Source organism: Pseudogracilibacillus auburnensis (genome assembly GCF_003201975.1).
Lineage (GTDB): Bacteria > Bacillota > Bacilli > Bacillales > Amphibacillaceae > Pseudogracilibacillus > Pseudogracilibacillus auburnensis.
Map to the genome: position 1 here is coordinate 290777 of NZ_QJJQ01000002.1, position 21288 is coordinate 312064.

15 protein-coding genes are annotated in these 21288 nt (G+C 36.2%); all 15 read right to left on the bottom strand.

Annotated elements, in window-relative coordinates:
- Positions 1-142 precede the first annotated feature (142 nt).
- On the bottom strand, positions 143-3013 hold the full coding sequence (gene uvrA, locus DFR56_RS04525; protein WP_110394229.1) for an excinuclease ABC subunit UvrA: 2871 nt from the start codon (positions 3011-3013) through the stop codon (positions 143-145).
- A gap of 34 nt (positions 3014-3047) precedes the next feature.
- Positions 3048-5033: an excinuclease ABC subunit UvrB gene (gene uvrB, locus DFR56_RS04530; RefSeq protein ID WP_110394230.1), complete on the bottom strand. Its 1986-nt coding sequence runs from the start codon at positions 5031-5033 to the stop codon at positions 3048-3050.
- A 557-nt stretch (positions 5034-5590) separates the two neighbouring features.
- Positions 5591-6145: a hypothetical protein gene (locus DFR56_RS04535; RefSeq protein ID WP_110394231.1), complete on the bottom strand. Its 555-nt coding sequence runs from the start codon at positions 6143-6145 to the stop codon at positions 5591-5593.
- 26 nt (positions 6146-6171) lie between these two features.
- On the bottom strand, positions 6172-7626 hold the full coding sequence (locus tag DFR56_RS04540) for a cbb3-type cytochrome c oxidase subunit I (protein WP_244916426.1): 1455 nt from the start codon (positions 7624-7626) through the stop codon (positions 6172-6174).
- A gap of 23 nt (positions 7627-7649) precedes the next feature.
- Positions 7650-8171, bottom strand: coding sequence for a cupredoxin domain-containing protein (locus DFR56_RS04545; protein WP_110394232.1), 522 nt, complete (start codon positions 8169-8171; stop codon positions 7650-7652).
- Positions 8172-8302: 131 nt separating this feature from the next.
- The gene (locus DFR56_RS04550) at positions 8303-9484 is read right to left on the bottom strand and encodes a PDZ domain-containing protein (RefSeq protein ID WP_211320608.1); all 1182 of its coding nucleotides are present in this window, start codon (positions 9482-9484) and stop codon (positions 8303-8305) included.
- A 22-nt stretch (positions 9485-9506) separates the two neighbouring features.
- Positions 9507-10970: a S41 family peptidase gene (locus DFR56_RS04555; RefSeq protein WP_110394234.1), complete on the bottom strand. Its 1464-nt coding sequence runs from the start codon at positions 10968-10970 to the stop codon at positions 9507-9509.
- Between the two features lie 233 nt (positions 10971-11203).
- Complete coding sequence (locus tag DFR56_RS04560; protein WP_110394235.1) at positions 11204-12625, bottom strand: murein hydrolase activator EnvC family protein; 1422 nt, start codon at positions 12623-12625, stop codon at positions 11204-11206.
- A gap of 57 nt (positions 12626-12682) precedes the next feature.
- On the bottom strand, positions 12683-13576 hold the full coding sequence (gene ftsX, locus DFR56_RS04565; protein ID WP_110394236.1) for a permease-like cell division protein FtsX: 894 nt from the start codon (positions 13574-13576) through the stop codon (positions 12683-12685).
- Positions 13566-14252, bottom strand: coding sequence for a cell division ATP-binding protein FtsE (ftsE, locus tag DFR56_RS04570; protein ID WP_110394237.1), 687 nt, complete (start codon positions 14250-14252; stop codon positions 13566-13568). Before ftsE ends, ftsX begins: the two co-directional genes overlap by 11 nt.
- A 499-nt stretch (positions 14253-14751) precedes the next feature.
- Positions 14752-15114, bottom strand: coding sequence for a cytochrome c551 (gene cccB, locus DFR56_RS04575; protein ID WP_110394238.1), 363 nt, complete (start codon positions 15112-15114; stop codon positions 14752-14754).
- A gap of 104 nt (positions 15115-15218) precedes the next feature.
- Positions 15219-16320, bottom strand: a protein-coding gene (gene prfB, locus DFR56_RS04580; protein ID WP_146214250.1) for a peptide chain release factor 2 whose coding sequence is annotated in 2 segments (ribosomal slippage) — positions 15219-16247 and positions 16249-16320 — 1101 coding nt in all. Because the reading frame shifts where the segments join, the coding sequence is not laid out codon by codon here.
- A 337-nt stretch (positions 16321-16657) separates the two neighbouring features.
- Positions 16658-19171 carry a preprotein translocase subunit SecA gene (gene secA, locus DFR56_RS04585; protein WP_110394240.1) on the bottom strand — a complete coding sequence of 838 codons (2514 nt, stop codon included), beginning with the start codon at positions 19169-19171 and terminating at the stop codon, positions 16658-16660.
- Between the two features lie 883 nt (positions 19172-20054).
- Positions 20055-20219 (bottom strand): hypothetical protein, encoded by a 165-nt coding sequence (locus DFR56_RS22580; RefSeq protein ID WP_207518819.1) that lies wholly within the window; start codon positions 20217-20219, stop codon positions 20055-20057.
- Positions 20220-20613: 394 nt separating this feature from the next.
- A complete protein-coding gene (gene hpf / locus DFR56_RS04590; RefSeq protein WP_110394241.1) occupies positions 20614-21162 on the bottom strand; it encodes a ribosome hibernation-promoting factor, HPF/YfiA family in 549 nt (182 codons plus the stop codon).
- Positions 21163-21288 lie beyond the last annotated feature (126 nt).

Here is a 21288-nt window from a genome sequence, read left to right on the forward strand (position 1 = left end):
CTGAACGAATGATGTTGCCTCTTCAGTTTGGTTGGACAAATATAACTTGTGCCCCCATAAATGTAGAGTTGAACTTGGTGTGATCATGAATGTAACTTCTCCTGCGCAAAAAAAGTTACCGACAAATCGGTAACTTTTCTGTTTAAACCTTATTCATTACTTTTTTGAGTGTCGATTCTAAACGCTTTCGGTCACGTGCTATCAATTTCGCCAAATATTGTCCCGTAAACGACTCTTTCACTGCCGATATTTCTTCAGGTGTCCCTGTAGCGATAATTTCGCCACCACCATCGCCACCTTCTGGTCCGAGATCGATAATGTGGTCAGCTGTTTTAATGACATCTAGATTATGTTCAATAATGATGACCGTATCTCCATTATCAGCAAGTCTTTGTAAAACTGCGAGTAGACGTTTTATATCGTCTGTATGCAACCCAGTTGTTGGTTCATCTAAAATATAAACTGTTTTTCCATTTGAACGTTTATGCAATTCACTCGCTAATTTTACACGCTGTGCTTCTCCACCAGATAATGTCGTGGCTGGTTGTCCAAGCTTTATATACCCTAAGCCGACATCTGCAACAGTTTGAAGTTTTCTTTTAATTCTCGGGATATTACTGAAAAATTGTAATGCTTCTTCAATGCGCATATCTAATACATCTGCAATGTTTTTTCCTTTAAACTTAATATCTAATGTTTCCCGATTATATCTCTTTCCCTCACATACTTCACAAGGGACATAAACATCAGGTAAAAAGTGCATTTCAATTTTTAAAATACCGTCGCCGCGACAAGCTTCACATCTACCACCCTTCACATTAAAACTAAAACGACCTTTTTTATAGCCACGAATTTTTGCTTCATTCGTCTCAGCAAACACGTCACGAATATCATCAAAAACTCCCGTATATGTTGCTGGATTTGACCGCGGTGTTCGACCAATTGGTGCTTGGTTAATATCGATTACTTTATCGATATGTGTTAAACCTTTTATCTTTTGATGCTTACCAGGACGGTGTTTCCCAGCGTATAAATTTTTCGCCAATGATTTATACAATATTTCATTTACAAGTGTACTTTTTCCTGAACCAGAAACACCTGTAACAACTGTCATTACACCGATCGGAAAGCGCGCTGTAACGTCTTTTAAATTGTTCTCTTCTGCACCAATAATTTCGATAAAACGTTCATCAGGCACCCTACGTTCGGCTGGTAAGGCAATGTATTCTTTACCAGCTAAATATTTACCGGTTAATGATTTTTTGTTTTTCATAATTTGTTTCGGTGTACCATCTGCAACAATTTTACCACCATGATCTCCTGCTCCGGGACCAATGTCAATAATCCAATCAGCCGCAAGCATCGTATCTTCATCATGTTCGACAACAACAAGTGTATTATCAAGGTTGCGCATATGTTGTAACGTTTCAATTAAGCGGTCATTATCGCGTTGATGAAGGCCAATCGATGGCTCATCAAGTACATATAGTACCCCCGTTAACGCTGACCCTATTTGGGTAGCTAATCGGATTCGTTGAGCCTCTCCGCCGGATAAGGTTCCTGAGGCACGAGCAAGTGTTAAATAACTTAAACCAACATTCATTAAAAAAAGTAAACGATCATTAATTTCCTTTAACACCATATTCGCTATTTGTGCTTCTTTTTCCGTTAACTTTAATGACTTAAAAAATTCATATGCTTCCGTAATGGAAAGTTCCGTCACTTGACTTATATGTTTGTCTTGAATGAAAACAGAAAGGGCTTCCGCATTTAGACGATACCCTTCACAGGTTGGACAGGCATTTTCCGCCATATATTTCTCTAATGTTTCACGAATATAATCGGAGGACGTTTCTTTATAGCGTCGAGCTATATTGTTCATCACTCCTTCAAATTGAATACGATTTTTTCGCTCAGAACCAAAATCATTCACATAGTAAAAATCAATATATTCCTTGCCACTACCATATAAAACTTTATTCATTAATTTTTTCGGAATGTCTTTTACCGGAATGTCCATATCAATTCCATAATGTTCACAAACACATTTTAATAATTGTGGATAATATTGCGAACTGATCGGTTCCCAAGCTGCAATCGCATGTTCATTTAAAGATAAACGCCAATCAGGAATAACGAGATCTAGATCGACTTCTAAATTTGTCCCTAGCCCATCACATGTTGGACAAGCACCAAATGGACTATTAAAGGAAAATAGCCTTGGTTCTAGCTCGTCAATGGAGAAGCCACATTCAGGACAAGCATGATTTTCATTCATGACGACTTCTTCTTTGCCTATGATATCGATAATAACTCGTCCTTCACCAAGTGGTAAAGCTGTTTCAAGTGAATCAGTTAGGCGGCTTTCAATGCCTTCCTTCACAATAATTCGATCGACTACTACTTCAATAGAATGAGTTTTATTTTTATCGAGCTTTATCTCTTCTGTTATTTCACGCATTTCTCCGTCTACACGAATTCGCACATACCCCTCTTGTTGTAAACGTTCTAAAACTTTAACATGCTCCCCTTTTCTACCTGAAACGACAGGTGCTAAAATTTGAATTCGGGTTCTTTCCGGGTAATTCATTATTTGATCGACCATTTGCTGGATCGTTTGAGACGTAATTTCAATCCCGTGAATAGGACAAACTGGTCGCCCAATTCTTGCATATAATAGTCGTAAATAATCATAAATTTCCGTCACAGTTGCTACCGTAGAACGCGGATTTTTACTTGTCGTTTTTTGATCAATGGAAATGGCTGGTGATAATCCTTCAATTGTATCAACATCAGGTTTATCCATTTGCCCTAAAAATTGACGCGCATATGCAGATAACGATTCAACATAACGTCTTTGTCCCTCTGCATAGATAGTATCAAAAGCGAGCGATGACTTTCCTGACCCAGATAATCCAGTCACAACGACAAGTTTATTTTTAGGAATATTTACATCGATATTTTTTAAATTATGAGCTCTCGCTCCACGGATTTTGATCATTTTATTTGGCATAAGGTTTGTTCATCCTCCCAATCGCCTATTCTACTTAATTTTCAACCTTCAATTCGAAAATAATATCACGTAATTCTGTTGCTCGCTCAAAATCAAGCTCTTTTGCAGCAGCACGCATTTCCTCTTCCATACGCTCAATTACTTCGGCGCGTGCTTTCTTCGGTAATTTGGCTATTTTCGCCAATTCATTTGTTTCATAATCTTCTTGATCTTCAGCAGCAACAGTTGCTCTAATTAATTCTCTGACATCTTTTTTAATCGTTGTCGGAGTGATGCCAAACTTTTTATTAAACGCCTCTTGAATTTCACGTCGGCGATTTGTTTCATCGATAGCCACTTGCATGGAATTTGTTATTGTATCAGCATACATAATAACTTGACCATTCTCATTACGAGCTGCCCGTCCCATCGTCTGAATAAGGGAACGTTCCGAGCGTAAAAATCCTTCTTTGTCTGCGTCCAAAATCGCCACTAATGATACTTCGGGAATATCAAGTCCTTCACGAAGCAAGTTAATTCCGACGAGTACATCATACTTTTTTAAACGTAAGTCACGAATAATTTCGATTCGTTCGAGCGTCTTTACTTCTGAATGTAAATAAGCCACTTTTAAGTTAATTTCTTTTAAATAATCGGTTAAATCTTCTGACATCCTTTTCGTTAATGTCGTAATTAATACTCGTTCTTCACGATCAATACGCTTATTAATTTCGCCAATTAAATCGTCAATTTGGCCTTCAATTGGTCTTACTTCAATTTTAGGATCTAACAATCCAGTTGGACGAATAATTTGTTCAACCATTTCTTTCGTATGTTCTATTTCGTATGGCCCCGGTGTTGCTGAAACATAAATACTTTGACCTGCTTTTTGTTCAAATTCTTCAAATTTTAAAGGACGATTATCAAGCGCTGATGGTAATCTGAATCCATGATCGACAAGCATTTGCTTTCTCGCTTTGTCACCGTTATACATGCCACGTACTTGTGGTAACGTTGCATGTGATTCATCGATAACGACTAAAAAATCATCTGGAAAGAAATCGAGCAATGTGTAAGGTGTGGAACCTGGTTCTCTAAGCGTTAAATGGCGAGAGTAGTTTTCAATTCCTGAACAAAAACCCATCTCCCGCATCATTTCTAAATCGTAATTTGTTCGTTGTTCAAGTCTCTGTGCTTCTAATAAATGATTCTCCGCTGTGAGCTCTTTTAAACGCTCTTCTAATTCTTTTTCAATATTTTGAATCGCGAGTTTCATTTTTTCGTCACCTGTAACGAAGTGGGACGCAGGAAAGATAGCAACATGTTCTCTGTCACCAATAATTTCTCCAGTTAAGGCATCTACTTCACGAATACGATCAATTTCATCACCGAAGAATTCAATTCGTACGCAATGCTCTTCCTTTGATGCTGGAATAATTTCGACAGAATCACCACGAACACGAAAAGTTCCCCGTTTAAAATCAATATCATTACGGGCATATTGAATGTCCACTAGTTTTCTAAGTAATTGATCCCGTTCTATTTCCATTCCCATTCGTAAAGAAAGAACTTGGTTTTTATATTCCTCAGGAGAACCTAATCCATAAATACAGGAAACACTTGAGACGATTAATACATCACGCCGTTCAAATAGGGACGATGTTGCCGAGTGACGTAATTTATCAATTTCATCGTTAATGCTTGCATCTTTTTCAATAAATGTATCTGTTGATGGTACATATGCTTCTGGCTGGTAATAATCATAATAACTAACAAAATATTCGACCGCATTATTGGGGAAAAACTCTTTAAACTCACTATATAATTGACCAGCTAATGTTTTATTATGTGCAATTACTAATGTTGGTCGATTTACTTTTTCCACTACATTTGAAATAGTGAATGTCTTCCCTGTACCTGTTGCGCCAAGTAGAGTTAAATGGTTATTTCCCTTATTCACTTGCTGGACTAATTGATCAATTGCTTTCGGTTGATCCCCACGGGGTTCATAAGACGATACAAGTTCAAACTTTCCTGCCATAATGAGAACTCCAATCTTTGATTGTACTATAGACGATGTTCAAATTCTGAAATGTTATCACACTGCTTATTATCCAATATTAGTAATTGTATCACAAAACCGAACTAACATTCCATAATTTCGGTTTATGTTACAATGAAAACTAATAGTAGAGCTGCCAGACGGAAATTCATTGATATGAGCTTTTCCATTTTTGTGTATATGCATTTACCGTATAAGCAAAAGACCTGGTACTCGTGGTGGAGTAGATCGTTCTTGTCTTGTGGAAAATGCAGAAGGTGGGTGTGGACGGAATATAGTCGCCTCTTACATGGGTAAATCTAGAAGGTTGGGCACGGGAATGGGCGAGTGCCCAATCAAGGATAAAAAATTGGAGATGCGGAACCGGGTAGGGCCAGCACACTTGTTTCAATCAGAAACATCCCATCAAAAAACTGAACATCTACCCATCTATATTTTGCTGTTTTAAAAGTCAATAAAAGACAGCAGATGGATCATTTTTAACAACAATTCATCTGCCACCTAAGTGGAATAGAAAGCACCGGCAATTTTCTTCATTATTCTGCGGAGTGATCAATAAATACATTTTGCAAAATATAGAATAACATACAGAACATTAACGTGAAAAATCCCCATCCGAGAATCTTTTGTTCACTTTCTAAATAGTTGTTACAAAGTTGAATTGGTGCGTCAATATAGAGCCACGCCATAACTCCAAACATCGGAATATAGTTAAAAATAACAAACCCTTTTGCCAGTCCGGAAAGTCGTGGCCAACTATCTCGTAACGGAATACCTACTAGAAAAGGAAAACTTACATACTTAAATACGTTAACGAAATGAATAAGTAATGCTTCATCCATTGCCCTTGGTAACATCCAATACATCGTCACTATATACACTAATGTCATACCAGGAATCCCGCTTCCATTCCATTTTTCAAAAAAGGATGGACATTTTTTAGTTACAAAATCGCCGATTAAAACCCCACTTATGAGAAGGAGTGGCATTTGCAGTAGCATATGGGTGACGATAAATTTTTCCATCAAAGAAATGACAGAAGGTAAAAGCAATACAATGTAGAGAATTATTCCATACATTAATCCTTTCACTTCATTCCCCTCCATCACTTTATTGTTTAGGCGATTTCTTTTTCCACTGAAAAATCTTTATTTCGATTTACCATGTAACGGATGAAATAGATAATAAAAATACCAATGGCAATCATTAAGAATATGCCTGATACTCCTCCGAAAATTGCAGGTGCTTGCCATTGCTCAAAATGGGTTGCAAATTTTCGCGGTGTACTGATGGCACCAGATGTTAAAAAGGAGAAACTAACACCTAAAATTGATAAGGTATATAAACAAAAAGCAAATCGATCTAATTGATTCGGTCTGATTGACTGATCATTTTGTACTAAGTAGTACATGAAACCGAAAAGCATTGCGATGACTCCTAGCCCCATATACATATGAAAATGGCCTGGCACCCATTTCGTATTATGCATGACATGGTTAACCATGATCGCCGAGTCTAAAATTGCTGGAATAACTCCAGCCGTCCACCCGAACATAGAAAGAAATATTAATGATGAGCCCATCCTCCATTTAATACCGGATTTATAGACGATCATAAGTGCACCATAAGCAGTAATGACGAGCACTGGCAAACCATTTGCAAACGATAAAACTTGTCCAACGATGAGCGCCCATGTAGGCATGACAGTATCTTGTAAAAGATGATGTGGATACACAATCATCGTAAATAATGTTGACATCGTCCAAGCGATTAAAAATGCTTTATTTGATTTCCACGGCCTTCCTGTCGAACGAGATAATATTTCATAAACGGCAATAACCGCCATGTAAATAGTTGAATTCGCTAAAATATGCCCAAAAGCAAATGTTAAGTTTTTGGCAAGAAGCGGATCAAAAGTAAATGCTGGATTTATCACATGAATAATGTTCATGAAAATGACGATTGTTCCAGAAAGTAAAGCGGCCGTGTCGACAATTACAACCATCGTAGAAGCAACAACCGCAGCAGGTGGGGCGTCTTGTTCCCTTTTCTTTCCTGTAATCACATCCCACCCTAGTCCTTTTCCTAAGCTACCATATTTTTGAATAATCGCTCGCCCAGCATCTAATAACACGATTAATAAACCAAGTCCAACTAATTGGAGACCTATTAAATAAGTAAGGGCGCCCGCAGTTCCCCACGCCCCCGACGATATCGCTGGCAACGGGTATAAAAACGTCCATGACCCTGAAAACTCAAATGCAAACACACCAACAATAATCATGACGACACCTAAAACGAATAATACGATATTCAATTTTAAAACAGATAACGATAATTTGACATATTTATTGAGAAAATACCACATAATTGCAGTTGCCGCTAACACAGCTCCACCAATCATTCCAGTGCCATGAATGGTTAAAAATTGATAAAATGCAGCTGGACCAAAATCTACTACGCCCCCTTGCTGTAACAACATTAATACACCAAACCCCATCATTAAAATGATCATCATCGCAGCAATGATTAACTGTTGAATAATCGTACTCTTTCCTTTTTCCATCCTCATAAATGATCACACCCCATTCGAAATTATTTAACTACCATTTCAGTCATCATCATGTGATGGGCTAAGCCACAATATTCGAGACAAAGCACTTGATACGTTCCTGGCTGATCAAAAGTTAAATAAAATGTATTCGTGTATTCCGGCATTGCTTGCGTTTGTCCAACGAGTACCATATCGGGATCGTATACTCCAAATCCATGGGTAACATCTTTTGTTGTCACATTAAATTCTACTGTATCGCCTACTGAAAATTCAGTCATATTGAGTTCGAAACCAAACTGAAATGCCTCTACATGAACTGGTATTACTTCAACACCTTCTACATGGGACGGTTCGTTAAATGGTAATTCTCGCAATGTATAAATCGTAACAACTAGCATTAAAACTACTAAGAGAACACCGTAAATCGAACGAGCTTTATACCACCTTTTTATAATTGGAGCATAGTCTTGTTTCTTTTTCGATGAAAAAGCTACCCATCCAAATACCACCGCAAGAAGTATGATAAAAAGTAACGTTGCATACCACACTATTAGTTGAATCATTTTCTTTCCCCCTTTTTTCACTTTATTTCCTATTTCCTCCATCATAAAATAAAAAAAAGTTACAAGTCTGTGAGCGTTATCACTTCTTGTAACTTTTTCCACTTATTCTTTCACAATATTTATCTAGTAATCTATTGATTATCTGGTTTCTCTGGAAAAATAATTCCTAATTCATGATGATCCTCTTCATACAGTGCACTATTGATGAACCGAACTTCCCCTTTATGATCTAATACATCTAGTTTGAAAAATGCACCACTATTTTGCAATGCTTCATAAAATTGTGTCGGATTTGTGACGATATTTCCATTTACTTTTAATACTGTTTCTCCTACTACGATACCTAAACGATCTGCTGGTCCATTTGGAATCGTTGCTAATACTTTAATCCCTTTATTTAGTGGACTAAAAAATGCTGGTTTCTTTTTATCTTTCAATTTATGACGATAGGTAATCCACTCTTTCCCAATAATAGCGATAAATATTGCCGCAAATGCTAAGTAAGGAAAAAACAAGCTACTAAAAGCACATGCTAGGACGAGTAAACTTAACCAAAAGGTAGCATATCCGACTCGTTGAGCTGCGATATTCGGTAATTCTCCTTGAACTCGGTAATGAAAGCCGAGTAAAAATGGGATAAATACTAAACTAAACGATTGTTCACCATAATGAAAATAAGGCCAAAAAGGAGCAATCCCAGATAGCTTATCGATTGGCATCAAAACAAAAAAAGGAATAAATGCCAATCCTTTTATATGATGCTGACCAATCCATATCCCCCTATGGCTAAGTGTAAGGTGTGGAAATGTTTGTCTATTCGTCTTTCTACTTACTAAGATTGCTTCTATTAATAAAAAAACACCTGCCAAAATAGCTAAACTAATAAAATGAATAAGGGAAATATTATTAAATCCAATGAATGATTCAATCGCGCTTAGTTGCAAAAATGGTAAAATTAATAGCAAAATAAACGTCATGCCAATTGTATAACTAGCTGATAAAAAAGTCGTCGAACCGGTTATACTCACTAAAACGGTTACAACAATAATCAAAAGAATTGTTTCAAATGTTAAAACAATCCCGCTAAAAACAGTGATGATAGATAAGATGATGCTAAAAGCGATTGAAATGATAAGCGTTTTTTGTCCCTCCGCAAAGAGATTGAATATTTTCGTGCTAAATTGCTTTCTTTCCATCTTAACCCGTTTATAGCCTGTCAACAAAAATAAAAATAATGCCCAGTACGATAAAGGGTTAAGAAAAAATTTACCAATCCCCTTTGCCATTTCAATTAACCACGTTTCTAGCATCATCCTTCACCTTCTTCGATTCTTGTTATTTATATAATACTTCCAACGCTTTTTGTAGTTGCAAATCTTTTTCACCGCTACGTATCATATCAATTACTTCTGTTTCTATTGCATAGGCCGTCTTCTCATCAATTTCTCCAGTTACTTTTATGTTATTATCCTTTTGAAATTCACTTACTGCCTGTTTTGTCTGTTTATCAAAATATCCATCCTCACGCTTTGTATCATAGCCAATACCTGATAACATTACTTGCGCATTTTTAATTTGCTCATCCGTCTCGTCTAATGTTAATGTGTCTTCTATTTGAATTGGATTTGTATAATAAAATTCAGGCTGTTTTTGTTCTACCGTAGGCTCTACACCAACTTCATTAATCCAATTTCCTTCTGGTGATAACCATTTATAAAAAGTTAATTTTACTGTACTTCCGTTTTTTTCATTTCCTAACGGGACAGCTTGTTGAACGGTTCCTTTTCCAAAAGTAGTTGTACCGACAATGTCATATCCGATCTCTTTCATTGCTACTGCTAAAATTTCCGAAGCTGAAGCACTGCCCTCATCCGTAATAATATTTATCGGATATGGTTTTTTAGCTTTTAAATTCGAATAAAATTTATCGACTTTTCCTTGACCATCTTCAATTTGTAAGTAAGGAATATCACTCGGTACAAACGATTGTAAGATTTCCTCAATCGAATCTAATAATCCACCTGGATTTCCTCTAACATCAATAATGAGTCCTTCCATTCCATCTTTTTCAAGTTTCGTTAATGTTTCATTAAATTCATTTGCTGTCGTTTCCGAAAAAGACGTGATATCAATAATTCCTGTCTTTTTTCCATCCACTTTTTTCAATTCTCCATGAACCGTTTCAATCGGTATATCATCACGTATAAGCGTATATTCAATTGGTTTAGAAGAACCTTTTCTTTGTACTAGTAAAACAACTTCTGAGCCTTTTTCCCCTCTAATTTTTTCAACCGCTTCATTTAAATCAAGTCCTTCCAATTTTTCATCATCCACTTTAATGATTTGATCATTTGGGCGCAATCCAGCTTTTTCTGCTGGCGAGTTTTTAATTGGTGCAATAATGGTCACTTTCCCTTCCACCATACTTACTTCCGCACCAATTCCTTGAAAGGAAGATTGAATTTGCTCATTAAAGCGCTCCATCGCCTCAGTATTCATATATGAACTATATGGATCATCTAACGTGTCAAGCATCCCTTGTATCGCGCCTTCAAGTAATTCATCTTCATTAACTTCTCCAACATAATGCTGGGTAATTAAATCATATGCTTGTTTAATTGTTTGTAAACCTTCCTCAATATCAGCATGTTGGTTTTTCTCTTCTTTAAATGGCACTTCGATATTTTGTGTTGCGATCATTTTTGGTTGTAATAATTTTAAACCTGTAAAAGCACCTAAAAATCCAACTGCAAAAGTTATCAAAATAAAAATAATTAAATCGCGCTTTTTAACATTCATTCTTCCACCTCAAATGTTGTGAAATCTCTTCTTTCTATAGTTTACCATAAAGACCTTCTTGTTTCCTATAAAGTATTCAACCCTTTTAATGAATTATATGAAAGTTTCATTACGAATAAATATGAAATTTATCGGTCATTTTTAATCAATTAGAAAAGTAGAGCAATAAATAGCTCTACTTTTCCTCTAGGCTTTGTAGAAAAGCCCCTTCTTATCAAATTTTCATGTTAAACTTATCGTAAATAATTCATTGGATCGACCGGATTTTTATACCCACCCGGATGTATTTCAAAATGTAAATGTGACCCAGTCGAATGACCTGTGTGACCCATGCCACCAATTTGTTGACCTTGACTTACTGTTTGACCAACAGAAACATTCACACTTGATAAATGTCCATATAAAGTAGAAAATGTTTTTCCATCTATGTAATGCGTAATAATAATAAAGTTACCATATCCTCCACCACAAGAAATATCTCCTTCGACACAACCTGTTACAACACTACTTACAACTCCCGAAGCTGATGCTACTATCGGCGTCCCTCTTCCGTTAGCAATATCTATTCCATTATGATTTGTTCCCCATCTTGGACCAAATCCTGAAGTAAATCTACCGTTTGCTGGCCAAATAAAAGAGCCACTACCTCCACTGGAAACAGCTGGACTGCCTGAAGACCCAGAGTTATCAGATGATCCTGAAGAACTAGTCGTACTATCATTACTAGTATTCTCATTTTTCGACTCGGCTGCCGCTTGTGCTCTAGCTTCTTCTTCTCTAGCAATTCTTTCGCGTTCTTCTTGTTCTAGTCTTGCTTTTTCCGTTTCTGCTAGTTGTTTTGCCTTTTCTATTGCGGCTGCTTGTTCAGCAATCAATTTATTTTCCTCTTCTAAACTTAAATTATACTCTTCTAATTCTTCGTATTCCTCTTCTAATTTTTCTTGTGCTTTTTCTTTTTCAGCCATTTGCTGATCTAATTCCGTTTTTAAAGATTGTAGTTTTTCTTTTTGTTTTTCTTGTTCCGCTTTTTTATCTTCCACATCTTTTTTCTTTTGTTCTACTTCTTTTTGTTTTTGTTCAAGTGCTTTTTGATCAGCAATTTGTTCTTCCATAATAACTTTATCTTGATCCATTATCGAGTTAACAGCAGTTGATCTACTAATTAATTCACTGAAACTTTCGGAGCCGAGAATGACGGACATGTATTGAACATTGCCCCCGATTTCTTGAATGGAACGAAGGCGATCCTTTAACAGCGCTTCACGCTTTTCAATTCTTTCTTCCAACTCTTTTATTTCATTTTTCAACTTTTTTATATCAGCTTCTAATTCGGCAATTTCCTTTTTGGTCGCTTCAATTTCCTGTTCCTTTTCTTGAATATCTGCCTTGGTAGAAGATAATTTTGTATCAATTTTATTGATCTGGTTTTTAACCGACTTTTGACTAGTTAAGTTGTCGTCCATTTTGTTTTCGACAGATTTTTTATTGCTTTTTACATCACTTTCCTTATTTTTCAACTTGCTTTGCTCTTTCTCTAATTCCTGTATTTCATTTTGATAATCATTAATAGATTCTGCATTTACTTTAGTTTGATTTCCGAGCACTATAGCAAGAAGAAAAGTAGTCATCAGTATGTAAAAATTGTATTTCCTCATATTTCGTGTCCCCTTTTTATGCTGTAAATCCAACGGTAATTTTTCCTTTCTTCCCTTTTACACTTTCAAGAACTTCCGTACGCTCATGCCACTTCCCCACATTCCTATAAAAGCACCGATAAACAAAATGATTGCTGATATTTGCCATACAAATGGACTATACGGAAGGAGTTGGACAAAATGAAAAGATGTTTGTCCACTTACATTTTTAAGGGTGTAATAATACCCAGTTGCGATAATTGCAATTGGAATAACCGACCCTAATATACCTAATAGCAGTCCTTCAACAAAAAATGGCAATCTAATAAATGTATTCGTTGCTCCAACAAGTTTCATAATTCCAATCTCTCGACTACGAGCCATAATTGTTAGTTTAATAGTATTAGAAATTAAAAATACAGCTGTTAGTACTAAACCAACAATTAACGCTACACCTATTGTCCGAGCATATTTATTAAACTTGAACAGTTGAGGTACAACTTCTTGTCCATAATTCACTTTATAAATATTATCGAGCTGTTCAATTTTACTCGCTATTTGCTCCGTATCTTGTGGATTTTTCGCCTTAATAACGTATGCATGGTTTAAAGGGTTATCCTGTTCAAATAATGCCCATGCTTGTCCTTGTTCTCCCATTCCTTCTACAAGACTTTCTAATTCGTCATCTTTAGAAGAAAATCGAACCGTATTTACTCCAGGGATACGCTCAATTTCTTCGCCTACTATTTTTACTTCATCTTCATCCGCAGTTAATTCAATCAATGCCTTTATTTCTACATCTTCTTCCACCTTTACCGCCATTTGATTGATATTTAGCATTAGGGCGACAAAAGTACCAACTAATACTAAAGTAACTGTTACTGCTCCAACTGATGCTACTGACATCCAACTATTACGTACTATATTTTTTGCACCTTCACGAAAATGTCGTTGTAAAGTTCTAAATTTCATACCCATAATCTCCTCGGTCTTCATCTCTAACAATAATCCCGTTTTCAATTGCAATGACTCGTTTTTTAATCGTATTCACTATTTCCTGACTATGTGTTGCCATAATGACAGTTGTTCCCCTTGCATTTATTTCCTCTAATATTCTCATAATCGTCCATGATGTATCAGGGTCTAGGTTACCAGTAGGCTCATCAGCAATAACGATATTAGGTCGATTTGCGATGGCTCTTGCGATGGCTACTCTTTGTTGCTCCCCTCCTGAAAGCTCATCAGGGATAGAACGGGCTTTATTCTTTAATCCTACAAGATCTAAAACTTCCATCACACGTTCCCGGATTTTATCAGGGACCTCCTCAATAACTTCTAAAGCAAATGCGACATTTTCATAGACTGTTAGCTTTGGTAATAATTTGAAGTCCTGAAAAACAACCCCGATATCTCGGCGTAATAATGGTACATCTCTATTTTTCATCTCGGCTGTTTTTATCCCTTTTATCATTATTTCACCTTTAGTCGGTTTCTCTTCACGATAAATAAGTCGAATAAACGTTGATTTACCTGCTCCACTAGGTCCAACGATATAGACAAATTCCCCACGATCAATTTCTACATTGATTCCATTTACTGCCGTAACTCCATTTGAGTACGTTTTATGTACATTTTTCATTGTAATCATCTATCAATTCACCTTCATACTATTCATATTAATGATAACTAATAAGTTTTTCCTGTTTTTTCTACAAAATGTTTAACTAACATATATAGCATACCATAAAACTACAGTATTTTTCCTTATAAAATTATTACAATTATATTTCAAATGACAATAATGAAGAAGATTCGACAAAACGAATCAGGAAATATGATATATAGGAGATAGAAAGCGAGACTACTTCATTTTAATGAAATTTTGGCGGAAAATATTGTTCAGATTTAGGAAAGATGGTTGCGAGAGTAGATCGATGGGGGTAAAAATTCGATTATGCCCGGATTCACGAATGATGGATCGCTGATTTGCCGGATGCGCAAATCATGGGTCAAATTAACTAATTTCATAGGATAAAAGCTAAGTGCAAAACGAAACATTACCTAATAAGCATTTGAGAAAGAAATGAATGCAATAAAAAACTTGTCTAACTTATATCCAAGTTAGACAAGTTTTTTTAATCTAAGTATTATTTATGCTCAGCTAACCACTCAGCGACTGCAGTAGCGTCATCTCCAGATAATAATCCACCTGGCATTGACCCTTGACCATTTGCAATAATTTCTTCAATATCAGCTGCAGTACGATCTGCACCAACTTTTTCTAGTGATGGTCCAGCTCCGCCTGAAAGATCTTGACCATGACAGCTTGCACAACTAGCTTTGTAAGCATCCTCAGCTGCCGCAGTATCTACCGCACCGCCATCTTCTGCAGGTTCTTCCGTACCTTCATCGGCTGGTTCTGATTTGTCCTCATTTGTAGCACCACCGCCACCACAAGCTGCAAGCACTAGCATTGTACCAAAAAGTACCGCCATTAACCATTTTTTCATTAAAATCCCCCTCACTAATATAGTTTAATCATTTATTATTATAACCCATTTTATATGTTTTAAAACTACATCTGAAAAGAAGTCATTAATTTGTCTTATTTATTTTACTCTATATGTGAACGTAGATAAGCGTCGATAAATGGATCAATATCACCATCCACCACCCCTTGAACATTCCCAACATCTAAATTAGTCCTATGATCTTTTACCATTGAATACGGATGAAAAACATATGATCTAATTTGACTACCCCAACCAATTTCTTTTTGTTCTCCCCGAATTTCAGCTAGCTCTTGTTCCTTCTTTTCAATTTCTAATTGATACAATTTTGATTTTAACATTTTCATTGCATGTTCCCGATTTTTTATTTGAGAACGTTCAGATTGACAAGTGACAATCGTGTTTGTTGGGATATGTGTAATTCGTACGGCTGAATCGGATGTGTTTACATGTTGACCACCTGCACCGCTTGAACGATACGTATCAATTTTTAAATCATCTGAATTAACCTCTACTTCAACATTATCATCTAATTCTGGTGAAACATCACAAGAAACAAAAGATGTATGTCTTCTACCCGATGAGTCAAATGGTGAAATTCTCACTAAACGATGAACTCCCTTTTCGGCTTTTAAATAACCATATGCATTATGCCCTTTTATCAGTAAAGTGACACTTTTTACCCCAGCTTCATCACCAGCTAAATAGTTTAATGTTTCTACTTTATAATTTTTACTTTCTGCCCATCTTTGGTACATGCGAAGTAGGATACTTGCCCAGTCTTGTGACTCAGTTCCACCAGCACCAGGATGAAGTTCTAAAATGGCATTATTTTTATCGTAAGGCTCACTTAGTAACATTTCTAATTCGAAATCTTGAATTCTATTTCTTAAATTAGCAACTTCATCTATTAACTCGTTAAGTAATTCTTGATCATTTTCTTCTTTTACCAATTCATATAATACTTCCGCGTCATCCATTTGATTGGTCAAAGCCTCAAATTGATCAACCTTGTTTTTCAACCAATTGGATTCGTCAATTACCTTTTGGGCTGCATCTTGATCATCCCAAAAAGTAGGTACAGCCATTTTTCCTTCCAGTACTTTTATTTGTTCCTTCTTATGGTCAAGGTCAAAGAGACCCCCTAAATTCAACGATTCGTTGTTTCATCTTATCTAATTCTTGTTTGCCTTCAGTAATATCCATATTTACACCTCAACTATTCCTTCTTAATAAGTGAAAAGGGAGGCTGGACAAAAGTGATTTTGACTAAAGAAAAATCCGAACAACGGTAGCTGTATAACCCGCTTCAGAAATACAAGCCTCTTTCCACATGCGACTAGTAAGCCTCCGACGTACAATGTTTATTGCACCCGAGTGAGCATAGCAGATGCAAAGGTCCTTGACGGGACGAGCATTTAGCGCAGTCCCATGACGTGACCATTTTTAGTCGACCAAGCGTCTACGTCTATTTCCTCCGCTTAGTTATTGGATTGTCCACCTTTAGAATTGATCGTTTTCGTTATGTCCTAACCTCATCTTTCTATTTTCCATGACAATGTTTATATTTTTTTCCACTTCCACAAGGGCATGGATCATTTCTGCCTACATTTTCTTTTCTCACATACGGTTTACGCACTTTCGCTCCTTCTTCACCACCACCTGAAACTGCCTTTGTATCCTTCACAACAGCTTCCCTTTGTAAATTACTCCGAATTTGAGCTTTCATAATATACTTTGCTGTTTCTTCCTCAATACTTTCAATCATCGCTTCAAACATATTAAATCCTTCTAATTGATACTCTCTAAGTGGGTCGTTTTGACCGTACGCACGTAAATGAATACCTTGACGCAATTGATCCATTTGGTCAATGTGATCCATCCATTTTGTATCTACTGTTCGAAGTAAAATAACTTTCTCAAATTCACGCATTTGCTCTGGGGATAGCTCTTCTTCTTTTTCATCATATCGATTACGCACTTTATCCATAATAATTTCTTTCATCTCAGACGGATCTTTACCTTTTATATCAGCAATAGTTATATCTTCTGCATCAAGTAAATTTCCATGTACATATTTAACAATTGCTTCTATATCCCAATTATCTTCATCGTCATCTTGAGTATGTGTGCTAACTACACGCTCGACGGTAGATGTAATCATTTGTTCAATGATGTCTCTTACATTTTCATCGGAATCGATTACTTCAAAGCGTTGTTTATAAATAATTTCTCGTTGTTCTCTTAATACATCATCGTAAGAAAGAACTGTTTTACGAGCATCAAAGTTATTTCCTTCCACTCTTTTTTGGGCCGATTCAACTGCACGGGACACCATTTTACTTTCAATTGGCTGGCTATCATCCATTCCGAGTCGTTCCATCATTGTTTTTAAATTATCGGAACCGAAACGGCGCATAAGCTCATCTTCCATCGATAAGTAAAATTGGGACATTCCTGGATCACCTTGACGACCTGCACGTCCCCGAAGCTGATTATCTATTCTTCTGGATTCATGGCGTTCTGTTCCAATAACTGCTAATCCGCCAAGATCAGTGACCCCTTCCCCTAGTTTAATATCTGTTCCTCGTCCTGCCATATTTGTCGCAATCGTTACTGATCCTTTTTGACCAGCATTTTCGATAATTTCTGCTTCACGATAATGATTTTTAGCGTTTAATACATCATGTTTGATGCGTGCTTTCTTTAACAAATTAGAAATAAGTTCTGACGTTTCGACTGCAACTGTTCCGACTAAAACAGGCTGACCTGTCTCATGTCTATCTCTAATTTCTTGTACAACAGCTTGAAACTTTCCTTCCATCGATTTATAAATCATATCTGCACGGTCATCACGAACAATTTCTCTATTCGTCGGAATCGCAATAACATCCATATTATAAATATTTCTAAATTCTTCTTCTTCTGTTTTCGCTGTCCCAGTCATTCCCGCTAATTTATTGTACATACGGAAAAAGTTTTGGAATGTAATCGAAGCAAGTGTCATACTTTCATTTTGAATTTGTAACTTTTCTTTCGCCTCAATTGCTTGATGAAGTCCATCACTATAACGACGGCCTTTCATTAAACGACCAGTAAATTGGTCGACAATAACGACTTCGCCTTCTTCAATGACATAATCCATATCACGGTGCATCGAAACATGTGCTTTTAATGCTTGGTTAATATGATGAGTTAGGGACACATTACTTAAATCGAACAAATTTTCAATACCAAAAAACTTCTCCGCTTTATTGATCCCTTCCTCTGTTAATTGAACACCTTTTGTCTTCTCATCGTACGTAAAATCTGTTTCACGATCTAATGTTGAAACAAAGGTATTCGCTTGTTGATACAGATTAACGGATTTTTGCGCACTACCAGAAATAATGAGTGGTGTTCTCGCTTCATCAATTAAAATGGAATCCACCTCATCAATAATGGCAAAATTCAAATCACGTTGTACCATCTGTTCTTTATAGAGGACCATATTATCACGTAAATAATCGAACCCAAATTCATTATTCGTTCCGTACGTAATATCGCATTCATATGCTTCCTTTTTCTCTTCTTTTGACTTCCCACTTATATTTAATCCAACTGTTAAGCCTAAAAATTCAAATAGCTTTCCCATTTCGGTCGCATCACGATCCGCTAAATATTCATTCACAGTAATAATATGGACACCTTTACCAGTCAATGCGTTTAAATAGGCAGGCATTGTCGAGGATAACGTTTTACCTTCCCCTGTTTTCATTTCCGCAATATTTCCTTCATGTAAAACTGTTCCACCCACGAGTTGGACCGCAAAAGGACGCATGTTTAATACTCGTTTAGATGCTTCTCTCACTACCGCAAAAGCTTCCACTAACATGTCATCTATACTTTCTCCATTTGCATACCGCTCTTTAAACTGCTCTGTCATTTGTTGTAATTCCGTATCCGAAAATTTCTCATATTTTTCTTCTAATGCATCTATTTCATCAACTGTTTTCTGTATACGATTTAATTGTCTTTGGTTCCCGTCTCCAAAAATCTTTTTTAACAATTTCACCATTTTAAACGCTCCTCAATAAAGTAATCCCTAATAGCTTTATATTATTTATTAGCTATCTCTTGAGTATACCAATAGCAAAGAATGAATAAACAATCTTTTTTTAAAAACACTTTCTTAATGTACTATTTAAGTCCTCTTTATGATACCACTATTCAATTATAGATGACAACTAGAGGCATCTTTCCCTTTCATGATGAACAAAAATGGTGAATTCCTTTGTGAGTAATGATGAACGAAATAAGGAGAAAACATGCAGAATATTAAAGTATGTTACTCAACTTTCGGCATTGTGAAATGAACAAGAAAGCCTTGGTAGAATTAAATGGAATGAGGATACAGTGTTTAAGTTGAGTTTGGATGATTCATTTGCTCTTAAATTTGAGCTGATATCCCCGTCTGGGCTCGCTCCGTGCTGAAGCTTTCCGCGGGCAACGCTTCAGTCACCTTAGAAGAAAATCACTTCTTCGGGGATATTCAGTCGTTCTTTTTCCCGTAGGAGTCGCCGCACTGCGCTCACCGAGACTCGTTTGGAGATATATACTAGAAACCTAACTGGAATGCCAAATCATATTTATCATTCGGAGCGGTTCAAATCCATCAAGATGCCTGTGGGAGGAAGGCCTAGGCGAGATCACATAGTGTGTCAGCACGAAGGGAGCTCAACAGCCGCCGAACTTTCAGTAGGCATCCTATCAGCTAAATTCAGTTTATTATACCGAGGTTGTCAACGATATCATTAGAAGTACCTCAAGCTTTACCAAGCAAACTGTTTGAACTTATTTTATTGGTGCGAAAGTTGAGTATGTTGCAGTAAAGTAAAAAAGAGTAGTTGGGCTACTCTTTTTTACCATGAGGAATAATGCGAAGATAATACTGCGTGGAATTATATTTTATTTATTAAATGAACCTTTTCCATACTTTCTTGTTTAACTTGTAACTCTGATATTCGATGATTAGTGGCAGCAATTATTTTCACCAACTGTGCAACTGTATCCTCCTGTTGTTGAACTTTTCTCACTAGTTCTTCATAGGAAATTAGCTGATCCAAATTTTCTCCTCCAGTCATTTTCATTTTATATTCTAACTAAAATATAACAATCAAATTCTTTTTAAGCGAACTTGTAATTTACAATTTTTATGTATCTTTCGACAAAATTATTAGTCTTTTTAGCGATTTCAACATCTTTTTTTACGCTATTTTTCAAAATTATCTATCTTTCATCTAAGAGAATTTAATTTTTGGCAAGTCGTTCGACAATTACAGACAAAAAGTGCACTGTCCTAGGACGGCGATTACTCGTCCCACTGAAAACATTTGTACTAGCACATCCGTTAGATGCGGCCAATTTCGCAAATAATTGTTATCAGTAAGTAGATTCAAATATAGTTTCCTTGAAAGCTAAAAAGCTACTCCACTTTTTAGTAGAATAGCTTTTTTTCCGTTAATTAGTTGGTTCAATTAAACCGTATTTTCCGTCTCTGCGGCGATACACAACATTTGTATCGTCTGTTTCTGCGTTAGTAAAGACGAAAAATGCATGTCCTAACATATCCATTTGTAAAATTGCTTCTTCAGAGTCCATTGGTTTTAAGTTAAAACGTTTTGTACGAACGATTTCAATATCATCCGATTCAACTTCATTGTTCGCTTCTTTTTCTAATTCCGCAAAAATATGTTTTGCTGCACCTTTTTGACGGAATTTTCGGTTTACTTTTGTTTTATGCTTTCTAATTTGTCTTTCCAATTTATCCACAACTAAATCAATAGCTGCATATAGATCTGTGTGCTGCTCTTCAGCACGTAATAATAAATCTGTCATTGGAATGGTTACTTCAATTTGTTGCTCTTCATTATAGACACTTAGGTTCACATGAACATCAGATGTCGGCGGTGTATCAAAATATCTGTTTAGTTTACCAATCTTCTTTTCTACATAATCACGTATCGGCTCGGTCACCTCAATATTTTCACCACGAATGTTGTAATTCATTTAAGTGTCCTCCTTTTTTCTTTATATCACTCATTATACTATGATTTCTCTTTTATTTCCTTCTTAATATGATACATAGTACATAAGTGTTAAAACTTACTTACATTATAGATTAACATGTTATCA

Coding starts and splice junctions, on each gene's coding strand:
- cccB (WP_110394238.1), bottom strand. CDS start 15,114: ATGAAAAAATGGTTAATGGCGGTACTTTTTGGTACAATGCTAGTGCTT.
- DFR56_RS04540 (WP_244916426.1), bottom strand. CDS start 7,626: ATGAGGATGGAAAAAGGAAAGAGTACGATTATTCAACAGTTAATCATT.
- DFR56_RS04560 (WP_110394235.1), bottom strand. CDS start 12,625: ATGAGGAAATACAATTTTTACATACTGATGACTACTTTTCTTCTTGCT.
- DFR56_RS04555 (WP_110394234.1), bottom strand. CDS start 10,970: ATGAATGTTAAAAAGCGCGATTTAATTATTTTTATTTTGATAACTTTT.
- ftsX (WP_110394236.1), bottom strand. CDS start 13,576: ATGAAATTTAGAACTTTACAACGACATTTTCGTGAAGGTGCAAAAAAT.
- DFR56_RS04545 (WP_110394232.1), bottom strand. CDS start 8,171: ATGATTCAACTAATAGTGTGGTATGCAACGTTACTTTTTATCATACTT.
- hpf (WP_110394241.1), bottom strand. CDS start 21,162: ATGAATTACAACATTCGTGGTGAAAATATTGAGGTGACCGAGCCGATA.
- secA (WP_110394240.1), bottom strand. CDS start 19,171: ATGGTGAAATTGTTAAAAAAGATTTTTGGAGACGGGAACCAAAGACAA.
- uvrA (WP_110394229.1), bottom strand. CDS start 3,013: ATGCCAAATAAAATGATCAAAATCCGTGGAGCGAGAGCTCATAATTTA.
- DFR56_RS04550 (WP_211320608.1), bottom strand. CDS start 9,484: ATGATGCTAGAAACGTGGTTAATTGAAATGGCAAAGGGGATTGGTAAA.
- uvrB (WP_110394230.1), bottom strand. CDS start 5,033: ATGGCAGGAAAGTTTGAACTTGTATCGTCTTATGAACCCCGTGGGGAT.
- ftsE (WP_110394237.1), bottom strand. CDS start 14,252: ATGATTACAATGAAAAATGTACATAAAACGTACTCAAATGGAGTTACG.